The 11,500-nt window shown below is 28.2% G+C and carries 6 protein-coding genes; 5 read left to right on the top strand and 1 reads right to left on the bottom strand.

Annotated elements, in window-relative coordinates:
* Positions 1-7 precede the first annotated feature (7 nt).
* Positions 8-2,404, bottom strand: coding sequence for a GxGYxYP domain-containing protein (locus B3W71_RS00970; protein WP_346887074.1), 2,397 nt, complete (start codon positions 2,402-2,404; stop codon positions 8-10).
* Between the two features lie 229 nt (positions 2,405-2,633).
* Here B3W71_RS00970 and rlmH point away from each other — a divergent pair, with 229 nt between their 5' ends.
* From rlmH to B3W71_RS00945, 5 genes are all read left to right on the top strand, one after another.
* Positions 2,634-3,113, top strand: a complete 480-nt coding sequence (gene rlmH, locus B3W71_RS00965) for a 23S rRNA (pseudouridine(1915)-N(3))-methyltransferase RlmH (RefSeq protein ID WP_346887073.1) — start codon at positions 2,634-2,636, stop codon at positions 3,111-3,113.
* A 347-nt stretch (positions 3,114-3,460) separates the two neighbouring features.
* Positions 3,461-5,290, top strand: coding sequence for an AIPR family protein (locus B3W71_RS00960; protein ID WP_346887072.1), 1,830 nt, complete (start codon positions 3,461-3,463; stop codon positions 5,288-5,290).
* A gap of 422 nt (positions 5,291-5,712) precedes the next feature.
* Entirely contained in the window at positions 5,713-5,985 is a 273-nt protein-coding gene (locus B3W71_RS00955; protein ID WP_346887071.1) for a CD3324 family protein, read from the top strand.
* Between the two features lie 193 nt (positions 5,986-6,178).
* Entirely contained in the window at positions 6,179-7,624 is a 1,446-nt protein-coding gene (locus B3W71_RS00950; RefSeq protein ID WP_346887070.1) for a GNAT family N-acetyltransferase, read from the top strand.
* 707 nt (positions 7,625-8,331) lie between these two features.
* On the top strand, positions 8,332-11,442 hold the full coding sequence (locus B3W71_RS00945; RefSeq protein WP_346887069.1) for a collagenase: 3,111 nt from the start codon (positions 8,332-8,334) through the stop codon (positions 11,440-11,442).
* The last annotated feature ends 58 nt before the right edge of the window (positions 11,443-11,500 follow it).

The following is an 11,500-nucleotide window of genomic DNA, read 5'->3' as shown; positions in this document are numbered from 1 at the left end:
TTTATTTTCAGATGCCTAAGTTCTTTTCAATTAGCTTCATAAAAGTATCTGGAGTAACAATTCTTACTTTAGGATTACTATTTAATTTATCTATAGAGTTCTGTACATCCTTCATAGTTTTACTCCAAACATGAACATAGACAAAGGTATATGCTTCTGGAGTATGTATATTTGTATGTCCATCTTTTATCCTATTATTTATGTTTTCAACTAGTTGTGATTCGTCCTCAATTCCAGCCCAAAGGAGATCACGGCATGATACTATAGGTTTATTATTTGAAAAAATAATTTCTCCATTATAATCATTATGTTTATGATAGTTAAGATAGAAGATACCATCTATATTTGTATGGTAGGTATACTTATCCCATAGAGATTTATTATAAAAAGAATTATCGTCTATTACGGTAATGTAATTTTGGTCCACATCCTTCATATAAGCATTTAATTTTTGGGTATAGTCGTCTAATTTATTTATAGGGAATTTACTTGGATAGATATAACCATTTCCAGAAGGAGGAACTAAGAAGTTATCGTTATAATTTCCAAAGGTAGCAGCTTTATAATATAAATTAAAAACCGTTGGAGCTAGATAATAGATAGATGGGCTAATAGTCCAGCCAAGGTTAAAGTTACCCCTATAAGAAGAGCCATACCATTTTTCAGATCCATAATTACTGCCAAGATACCATTGTTGATTATCGCCGTCTGACATAATAAAGGTCACATAATGAACATCATCTTCTGCAGGGATATTATCAGTAGTTTTTTGAACTTGAGTATTTGTGGGAAATGAGCTTAAAGCAGATAAATTATAACTCCAATCAGATGCAATCATATCAATACCATATTGAGAAGCTATACTTACATTATTATATTCATCTGGACCCCAACCAAGACAACAACCACCATCATCCATAGAACTAAAAATTTTTTTTCTTAGAGCATAGTCATTTAAATCATCTTCATAGAAAATTAGTGACTTTGATATAATTCCATAATCTCTTAAAGAAATAGGCTTATCAGGAGATAATTCTATAACGGTAGAATGATTTAATCCTGAGTTCCATAGATTATCATATGCCCAATATTTATCTGTATTTCTACAGTCGTAAATTAAATTTGTTATACCATGATTCTTAACCTTAGATTCTAATTTTTCATCAATAGCTATTGAATTCTTTAAAGAGGCGAGAGAACATGCATTATTTATAGATGGGTTTTCAGAAGTATCATTATATAATATATATCCATTAACATAAGAGCTAAATTTACTTAATAATATCCAAGGATCTTTAATAATTTCGTAGTTAACATCATAGTTGTCTTTAAGGTCTTTAAGCCATACTTTATAGTCAGGTTCTGTAGAGCTAAGAGTATAAATTTGATGTTCAGATTTAGTAGCTACTACTCCTTGGAGGGTAGCTACCATAGTCTGTTCTTCTTTTGTCATGCCATCTTGAGATATAACATATAAATATTTTGGTATTATTGAATTCTTGATATAGGAATTATTACTATAAGAATTAAAACATTGATTTATAGCATTATAATCATTAGATTTACACTTGTTATAGAAATTACTTAAAAATTCAAATCTTCTTCCACTATAAAAGTCGTTAGCATCCTTTTCATTAATTTGTGATAGTAATATTTGTCTTGTAATAATATCATTTAAGCTAACTTCTTTACAATTTTTCATAATATCATACATTATCATAAAGGTAGTAGTACGGCCAATGCCTTCCTTACAATGAAAATGAAACCAGCTGTTTTCGGGTTGATTTTTTACAATGTCAATAAAATAATTTACCATATCATTTGAAGGCAGGTGTCCGTCAGTTACAGGAATGCGAATGTAGGATAATGAATTGGCTTTAGTTAGATCAAGCTCGCTTTGAACTTTTGAGGGTATAATAGTATCCTTACTATTATATAAAATGATAGGTTCATTAAGGGGAATAGCATTTAGCTTTGAATTCTCGTCAGCAAAAATAGCTTCTGGAGTCAAACCTTGATTCGCACTATTTTTAGCATTTGCCCAGCTTATAGGAAGTCCATTAATAAATCCATGGGATTCTTCTCTTAAATCAATAACAGTTATAGGGAATTTATTATCTATAGAGTTTTTTATCAAGGAAAGCCCAGTTTCTGAAAATTGTCCACCACCAGAAATATTAAGTTTATCTAATCCAGATAGATTTAAATTCTGGGCTTTAGTGGAAGAAATCTTATCTGTGCTTTTACGAAAATGATTAGGTAATCCATGCGTACCAGAAGTGTCTAACACTATATTTACATTCGAGATTGGACTAGCATAAGAAACAATGAAATTAAGAGAAAATAATATAGATAGAAATACCGTTAAGAATATAAACACATTAAACTTAGTAACTTTTTTCATGTTTAAGCACCTCATATATAATATTTAATCAGTATGTACTATAACTTTAGCTATATGATTCTAAATTATTCATAATAAAATATTCAATAAATTTTTCTGAATTAACATGGGCAGTATTAATATAAAATCATAGGTACGTCAGGTAGATATATATTTTACTTTTAATAAACAACATTTAGATATATACTAATTTTAGTAATTATATTAAAACATTCTAGGAGGAAACCTTGTGAATATAACATTAATAACAGTAGGAAAAATAAAAGAGAAATATTTAAGAGATGCTATAGATGAATACGCCAAAAGACTATCAAGATATTGCAAATTAGAGATAATAGAGCTTCCAGATGAAAAGACACCAGATAATGCATCAGAAAAGGAAGAACTTCAAATAAAAGATAAAGAAGGCCAAAATATCTTATCTAAGATAAAAGATAATGCCTATGTTGTAGCTATGGATTTAACAGGAAAGCAAATTTCATCAGAAGAATTTGCAAATTTCATTGATAACTGCGGTTTAGAAGGTAACTCAAATCTTGTATTTATAATAGGAGGAAGTCTAGGACTATCTGAACAAGTTATAAAAAGAGCTAATTACAAGATATGCTTTTCTAAAATGACTTTTCCACACCAATTATTTAGAGTAATGCTTTTAGAACAGATATATAGAGGATATAGGATAATAAAGGGAGAACCGTACCATAAGTGATGCTCCAAATTTTAAATTTGGGTAGCAGAACTTACTCAGCGAACGCATGTGAGTCGAGTTTCCTAAATAAATGTGGCTTTTATTGAATTTGGATATTAGAATTGGTAGTAAATGTGTCATTGAGAATTATATATAAAGGTTCAAAGATGATATTGTGAATATTGCTTTAATAAGGCATCTTCAAAAAATAAATAAGTCAGAATGCTCGTCTATTTNNGAACCTGTTTCCTTGTCTAACTCAAAATATACTTCTCATCTTTGACTTATTATTTATTTTCAGATGCCTAATGCAAAATAATTCCGTTGACATAATATGGAGTAACACGAATTAGGAGGAATGAAATAGAATGATAACTGATTACATAGAAAAACAAATAAGTGAAGCAATAGGCAATGAAACATTAAGTTCAGTTGAGAAGGGAAGAAGATTCTTAAACTGGACATTATCATATATTTTTGATAAATCAGATACCGAAATTGAAGAGAATGATTTAATGGACGGAGTATTAAAATGTGACGGAGCTTATGATTACGGAATAGATGCAGCCTTTGTTGAAAATGATACTATAAGTATAATACAAACTAAATATTTAAGTTCAAATTCAGTTGAAGCTATAGCAGGATTTTTAGCACAAATACAACACATTATAGTTGATGGTATAGATAAAAATTCGAGAGAAGATTTAAAAGATATATATAATCTTATAGTACAACTTGATGGAATAGATATATATTATGTTACAAATGATATAATTGCAGAAAATGATTGGAAAGTTATAGTTAGACATGTCAAAGAAGTCGAAAAAGTAATAAAAGAGTCAAATCAAAATAAAAGAATCAAAATAAGAATATTAGATATAAATAATATAGAAGATTTTATAGATGAATCACGAAGTATAGTTCCTAAAAAGTTTCAAGGTACAAGAATGAAGCTAATTTTAGAAAGATATTTTGAAAATAAGGAAAATAACACTATAATAGCAGAAGTATCTTTAAAAAGCTTAGCTTCATTTATTAATAAAAAAGAGAAATTTCTTTTTTATTCAAATATAAGAAACTTCTTGGGAAAGAGAAATAAAGTTAACAAAGAGATTGAGAGGACATATAATGATGATCCTAAAAAGTTTTGGTTTTATAATAATGGAATAACTATAGTATGTGATAAATACGACGAAATAAAAGAGTTGAAAGATGGAGGGGCATCAATGATTATAGAAACTCCACAAATTGTTAATGGATGTCAAACCTCGAGTACTATATATTCATTATGGAAAAATCAAAGTCCTGAAGAGAGAAATAAGCAAGAAGGTACTATTTTAGTAAAAATAATAGAAGATATAAATAGTACAAAAAGAAAGAAAATAACGAAATATACGAATAGCCAAACAGCAGTAACTGGTAAAGACTTTTATGCATTAGAAGAGTTTCATTATCAATTACAAAAAGAATTTCTAAAGCTCGGTTATAATTATATTATACAAAGAAAAGATAAAATAGATAAAAAAGATAAAAAGCAGGGAAATAAAAATTATTCATATTTATTTGATAAAAAGTTTAGTAATGCCTTTTTTGCGAAAGATGTAGTAAAAGCATTTGCAGCAGGAATTCATTTTAAACCAGCAAAAGCTAAGAGCATAGGTAATTTAGTACCTGGCGGAAGCTATTATGATAAATTATTTAATGATAAGACAACCCCTAAAGATCCAAGATATTATTTATTTCCATATGCAGTAATGTATTACTCTAAAAATATAATGAAGCATAATAAAGATGATAAGGTAAAATCAGCTAATTTATTATTTATTAGTTGCTATTTTAAAATACTTTTATTTATATTTGAAAAATTAAATTTAGTAAATGAAGATAACAAAGATATAATAAATTGCGATAGTAATGTAATTGATTGGATAGATACCATATTTAAAAATCAAGTTTTAAATAAAAAACTATTACAGTTAACAGAAGACATATTAAAGACATTTTTAAAGGATACAATGATTAAAAGAAAAATAGGAGACAACTTACCTAAATTTTTGAAATCTAGTGTAGAAAGTGATGCAGAAGTAATAGCAATACTTCAAGATAAAATAAGAGAAGAATTAGAAGATTGTAGTGAATTCACCATAAATGATATAGAAGAGTGCTTGGGTAATTGTTCACCTATTAAAATAAGTTAAAGTTAGTGTTATTATTGGATTAATAAAAACTTCTTCCTCAAGAGCAGTTCATTTTGATGAAATTGGTGTATACATAGATTTGAAAGTTATCCATTATTGTAAATTAGATAAATTATTCTACAATAGTGGATAATTTTTTGTGTAAATATATTTCACAATTAATATGAGTAATTGAATAGCTAGTGTTGGACATCTATTGGTAATCTATATTATAATTGTATATATAAGTAAAAATAAAAGTAATTGTTTCTTTTATAACATATTTAAAAAGTTATAAATGCTAGGGGAGAAAGGGGCATAGTATATGAGGAAATATGTTATGTATGCATAGCAAAGGCTATTGTGTATCATTTAAGGATTAAAAGTATAAAATAGCCTTTGCTCAAATCCTAAAATAAAAGTACATTTAGGAGGAGCATATAATGAGCTATGCAAATGCCAGGGATATTTTCCCTGAAGATATATTAAAAATAATTCAAAAATATGTTGACGGTGAATATATTTATATACCAAAGAAAGAAGAGAATAAAATAGCATGGGGAGAACTTACTAAAAGTAAAGAGGAACTTCAGGCTAGAAATAGAAGGATATATGAAGATTATTTATCAGGAATATCTATTCAAAGTCTTTCAGAAATATATTATTTGTCACCAAAAACTATACAAAGAATTATTTCACAAAAAAAGAACATATGATAATAGAAAGTGTGCTGTCTAATTTATAGTGGGTGGCGCATTTTTATTTATGAATTAAGTATTAGGTTGTTCTAATAAAAAGTCTAATGCTATTATGGAATAAGGAATCATTTGTTAACTAAGGAAGAGTACTTTAAAATAGCAAAGTAATATTAAGAAATTTACTTAGTAACTGAAAGGAATGATAATTATTATGCCTAATAGAAATGCTACAAATCTTAATAACGCAAATTCAAAAAATGTTTTTACAATAGAATGTATGGATATAGTACTAAGAGAGTTCCAAATGGAAGATTTGGATGCAATATATAATATTACTTTACAATCTGAAATAAAGGAATTTCTACCTGATTGGATAGCAACAAAGGAGAAACGTAGAGAATGGTTAACTAAATACGAAATTAAAGAGAATAAAGAGTTCTTGGAGGCTGTTCCTAATATCCCTAATATTAAAGGACATGCTCTGCGATTAGGAATTATATTAAAAGAGACAAATGAGCTTATTGGTTGGATTACTTCAGGTTTAAAAGATGAATTACCTCCGCCAAATAGAGAGATAGGTTATGCTATTTCAAAAAATTATACATGTAAGGGGTATGCAACTCAAGCTGTTCAAGGTCTAATTAAATACTTATTTGAGAACACTAATACTGATGTGTTAAATGCCACTGCATTAACATATAATATCCCTTCAAATATGGTAATACAAAAATGTGGTTTTAGATTAATGGGTACTATTGAGATTGATAGTCAGAAATTTTACTATTACAAACTCAATAAAGATAAATGGAAAAATAATAAGCTTATGGATTTAAATGTTAAACAGTATAAAAATGAATATAAATCAGCAATAAGTGAACTTATTTCAGGAAATAATTTTGTAAAAGAAGATATAATTAAATGCTTAGAACAATGCCCAAATCACGGAGTTATTGTTGAGGATGAAAAAGAAATTATTGCTGTAGGAGTATTTGCTGATGAAGATAAAGAAAGCAGCATGACATTATATGTGAAACCATCAAGAAGAAAAGAAGGAATTGGGACTATGATTTTGAAAGCATTAGAGGACAATATGAGAAGTGTTGGCGTTCAGAAAGTAGTATGTGATTTTAAGGATAATGAATTGGAAAAATCGTTTTTATATAAAAATGGATATAGACATTGGTTTTACTCAAGTCTCATGATTTATAGTGATGATAAACTGACAGTAGACAATTATGAAATTATGAATTATGAAGATAAGGATTATTATGAATGTCAGAAAATCTTTAGTGAGGCTTTTCATAAAATGCGTTTATTGGTGGGGTTAGAGTCTACATTGGGCTCTCCTAGTGAAAAACAGAAAAATGCATATAAAGAAAATGCAAATAACATATTTATATTAAGAAATAATAATGAAATAGTAGCCGTTGCAAGAATCGAAGATAATGAAATAGATGGAGTTGCAGTAGCTGTAGATAAGCAAGGTAAGGGATACGGCAAAAATTTAGTAAGCTATTCTGTTAATAAGCTACTAGATAGAGGATGTGAAAAGGTGACTCTATGGGTAGTTGAAGGAAATCCAGCAAAGTTTTTGTATGAAAAATTAGGTTTTACAGTAGATCGTATGCATGAATTTGTTATTAAAAATATAAAGTAGAAAGTTAAACTTTTATACACTATATTTAAAGGAGATATGAAGATACTAGTAATAAAACATAGAAAATCTCACTTGAAGTAGTTATGCAAAAACATATCATAAGTAAATTAGGTTATTTATCATTCAAATCTTAATTGGCCAGAAAGTGATGAACATCAATTAGATTTATTGTTTCCAATAAAATTAAAGGTAGAAGAATAAAGTAATGATATTAGTAATGTGGAATAAAGCATTAGTCTTTGAGGGACTGGTGCTTTTTCTCTTTGCCATTAAGTTCTATGTTAATTTCAAGAAAATTAATTTTGATAGTTAATTTGGATATAAAAAGATTATCTTTCAAAACTAGTTTAATAATATAAATAGCAACAAAAAAATAAATATGATGATAAAGAAATTGACTTAATAGATAACTATACAGAGAATAATTGAAAATGATATCGACAAGAAATATTTAACAAAAATGGTTAAAATAGATATAATTATATGGTAGAATGAGTATCATAGGATGTAAACTAAAACCTAAAATATGGTAAGGAAGATGCGAAATAGTTATGCTGTAGTAAATTGAATAAAGTATTTTATAAATGAGGCTTTGTATTGAGAACGTGAAATATTAATTTGTAAAATGGATTATTAGACAACTAATTTCCGAGATATTCTTAATTTTGGTTTTGGATACATAAAATAATAATATTGGAGGAAGCAATATGATGAAAAAACCATTTTATTCATGTGGAAAGAGTACATTCTGTAAAGTAATGGCCGGTATGGTTATATCAAGTGTTCTTTTTACTAATTTTCCAAGTGCAGAAATAAATTCAGCCACTAGAAACGAAGAATTAAATTCTTTAAGTACTTTTGATGCCTCAAAAAACAATATGCTGAATGAGATTAACAAAAACAATACAGTGATTAATGACTATGGGGATGTACTACGTATTAATGATGAGGTTACTGCAAAAAAGGTCAATAGTAAAAATGAACCAGTGGGTCCATCGGATAAAGCTAGTGACAGTGAATCAGAAGAATCTATAAGAAGTGTACAAGCATATTATACAATTAAGGACTTAAATAAATTAAGTTATACTGATTTAATAGATGTTCTTAAAAGTATAGACTTTAATCAGATTTATAAGACTATAGAAAATCCATATTCATTTAATGATGATACCTTTGAGTTTTTTAATGATGATGCAAGAATGGATGAATTAATTAAAGCAATAGGAGAGAGTGGTAAAACCTTTACAGCAACTGATGATAAAGGGATTTCAACATTAATTGAAGTTGTAAGAGCGGCATATTTCTTAGGTTTTTATAATAATGATTTAGAAAAATATACTACAGCACAATATAAAGAAAAGTTAAAGCCATCACTTCAAGCTATGGCTAGTAATCCAAATCTTAATATTGGGGAAGAAAAACAAACATATGTATTACAAGGCTTTGGATTATTATCTCAATATTATACTGATCCAAAAATAATTACAGCTGCTGCAAACATAATGAAAGGTTACAATGATAACATAGAGTCTTATTTGGGTAATTTATCCTATGAGATTGCTATATACAATTTAATTATTGGACCTTCTTATGACTTATATTTGTATGGATTTCATAATAATTGGAGTTTCCAAGGTACAAAGTGGGAAAATAAGTGTGATACTTACATCAATGAAATGGGTAGATTAGCATTACATGGGCAGGTTAATAGTAACACAGAATCACTTATCAATAACTCTTTATTTAAAGTTGCTCAAGTAGGTAGAGTTCATACTAATCCTAGAGAAGGATTAAGAGTTATTACTGAGGGATTAACTTTATATGAATATCTTGGCTATCAATACTTCCAATGCATGTCATCAATAGATTGGGAGTATAAGGGTATAGATTATAATGGTAATAATATTAATTATGAAGATGCAAAAGAGGCAGGAAAGCAAAAATATTTACCTAAAACTTATACTTTTGATGATGAAACAATTGTTGTAAAAGCAGGGGATAAGGTTGCTGAAGAGAAGATTAAAAGATTATACTGGGCAGCTAAGGAAGTTAAAGCTCAATTCCATAGAGTGGTTGGAGATGATGAACCGCTAGAAGTAGGCAATGCAGATGATATTTTAACCATTGTAATATATAATAGTCCAAATGAATATGCAATGAATAATATGCTTTATGGATTAGATACTAATAATGGTGGTATTTATATAGAAGGTACAGGAACATTTTTTACTTATGAAAGAACACCAGAAGATAGTATATATACTTTAGAAGAATTATTCCGTCATGAGTATACCCATTATTTACAGAGTAGATATATAGTACCAGGATTATGGGGAAAAACTGAAATATATAGAAATGGTAGATTGACTTGGTTTGAAGAGGGTGGAGCAGAGTTATTTGCAGGTTCAACTCGTACTGATGGAATTTTACCAAGAGCATCTATGGTAAGCAATATAGCATGGACAGATCCAGTCTATAGATATAGCTTAAAAGACACAATGTATGCTAATTATCAATCAGGACAATTTGATTTCTATAGATATGCTTATGTTCTAAAACATTATATGTATGAGAATGAAATGCAAATAATGGATGATTTTGTAACTACATTACAAAATGATGATGTTAAAAGATATGATTATATAAGAGAAATATATGCAAACGACACTAACTTGAGTTTAAACTATGATAGTCATATGCAAGATTTAGTAGATAAATATAATGCAAATGAATTAACAATACCTTTAGTTTCTGATGATTATTTAATAAACCATGAGTATAAAAATCAAAATGAAATTTATTCTGATATAGCAAGTGTCTTAGGATTAAAGCAAGTAACTACTAATATAAATAGATCACAATTCTTCAGAAGCTTTACCTTAGAGGGAACCTATAACGCAGGCCCAAGTAAGGGTCAAAAAGTTGATAAAGAAGAAATGAGTAATAAATTAGATGCTGGACTTAAAACTTTATCAGAAAAAACATGGACAGGGTATGATACTTTAACAGGTTATATGACAGATTATAAGGTTGAGAATGGAAATGTAATATGGAATGTAACTATTCATGGGGTATTACCAGGACAAATTGATAATAATGAAGGTATTGGTAGTGAAACAGAAGCTAATAATACCTTTGATAAAGCAAATGGACCAGTAGTGACATCTAAATCAGTATATGGTAGTTTAGATGTTAATGATATTGATATATTCTATTTTGATGTAACATCTAAAGGGGTTATAGATATTAATGTTGAAACTAATGGATTGTCAAACTCAACATGGATATTGTATAGTGAGAATAATTTGGATGAACCAGTTGCTTATATGAGTAAGAAAGATGGTTTAAATTTATCAGGTGCATACAATGCAAAACCAGGTAGATATTTTGTAAAGCTATATTCAGTTGGAGGAGCAAAGGATGATTACCAATTAACTATAAAAGGAAACTTAAATGGAGAAACTGTAGAACAAAAACCGTTGATTAAAGAGGTAGAGGATAATAATAGTTTTGATATGGCAAACTTAATGGCTATTAATTCAAGACTTGATGCAGAATTAGGAGGAAAAGATAGTAAGGATATATTCTGCTTTAATGTGGATAGTGAAAAGGAAATAAATATATCAACAAATGCAGCTAATGGTTTAGGAATGTCATGGAAGGTGTATCATGAATCAGATTTGAATAATTATATAGAATACCCTAAAAATTTAGTAGGGCAAAATGCAAGCACTACTTTTACAGCTAAACCAGGAAAGTATTATATTGAAGTTTATAACTACAGTGGTCAAGGAACTTATCAATTAAGTGTAAAATAGGCATATTTATTTGATTGTACCTAAAAATAAGATAGCTAATTAAGACTAAGCAATTAAT

It is taken from the genome of Clostridium sp. UBA1056, from assembly GCA_002316385.1.
GTDB lineage: Bacteria > Bacillota > Clostridia > Clostridiales > Clostridiaceae > Clostridium_J.
The sequence above is the reverse complement of the archived record's forward strand: the minus strand, read 5'-3'. Positions and strand labels throughout refer to the sequence as shown.